We start from the raw sequence: 974 nt of genomic DNA, 5'->3' as shown, positions 1-974 counted from the left end.
CTAGATGACTGAGTCCGATGTCTGAACTGGCTGCGGACATGACGAAGGGTGCCCGATGGTTAAGTTGTGACACGAAACCTGGACACCCTTCTCACCGCACTCTACGTGTTCTGCGACGACCACATCGCCGAACCCCGCAGGATCGGACGCCCGCCCCGGCTGTCGGACGCCGAGCTCTTGTGCCTGGCCATCGCCCAGGTCCTGCTCGGCTTCCCCTCCACCCGGCACTGGATCCGCTTCGCCCGCACCCGGCTGGGCCACCTCTTCGGCTACCTCCCCGGCCAATCCGGCTACAACAAGCGGCTCAACAAAGCCGGGAACCTGATCAGCCGCACCGCCCAGGCCCTGGCCCGCCAGGTCCCCACCTGGGGCGACGACCTGCGCCTGATCGACTCCACCCCGCTGCCCTGCGCGGCCTCCCGCGAGACCGTCAAGCGCTCGCGCCTGGCCGCAGCGGCCGGCTACGGCTACTGCCGGTCCCACTCCCGGTTCTTCTGGGGGTTCCGGCTCTACCTGGTCACCACAGCCGAGGGCATGCCGGTGACCTGGTGCCTGGCCCACCCCGGGATCGGCGAGCGGGAGGTGATGGCCGCGCTGCTGGAACGCGACCACCACCTGGTGCGCGCGGGGCAGGTGATCCTGGCCGACAAGGGATTCGCCGGACGCGAGTTCGAGCGCTTTGTCACCGACCGGCTCGGGGCGCACCTCATTCGGCCCGACCGCAAGGACGAGCCGCCCCGCCACGGCAAGCTCATCCGGGTCCGCCAGTGGATCGAGGCCGTCATCGACACTTTGAAAGGCCAGCTCAGCTTGGAGTCCCATGGCGGGCGCAGCGAGGCGGGGGTGTTCGCCCGCACCGCCCAGCGGCTGCTCGCGATGGCAGCGGCGATCTGGCACAACTGGGAGACCGGAGCACCGGTCAAGCGCTCCCTGATCGCCTACGACCACTAAAGACATCGGACTCAATCATCTAG

1 protein-coding gene is annotated in these 974 nt (G+C 68.4%); it reads left to right on the top strand.

Translation table 11 applies throughout. The annotated features are described in order from the left end of the window. The first annotated feature begins 66 nt into the window (after positions 1 to 66). Positions 67 to 951: an IS982 family transposase gene (locus ABD259_RS25635; RefSeq protein ID WP_425573583.1), complete on the top strand. Its 885-nt coding sequence runs from the start codon at positions 67 to 69 to the stop codon at positions 949 to 951. Positions 952 to 974 lie beyond the last annotated feature (23 nt).

The sequence above is a fragment of the Nocardiopsis rhodophaea genome (assembly GCF_039530945.1).
Classification (GTDB): domain Bacteria; phylum Actinomycetota; class Actinomycetes; order Streptosporangiales; family Streptosporangiaceae; genus Nocardiopsis_C; species Nocardiopsis_C rhodophaea.
The sequence above is the reverse complement of the archived record's forward strand: the minus strand, read 5'-3'. Positions and strand labels throughout refer to the sequence as shown.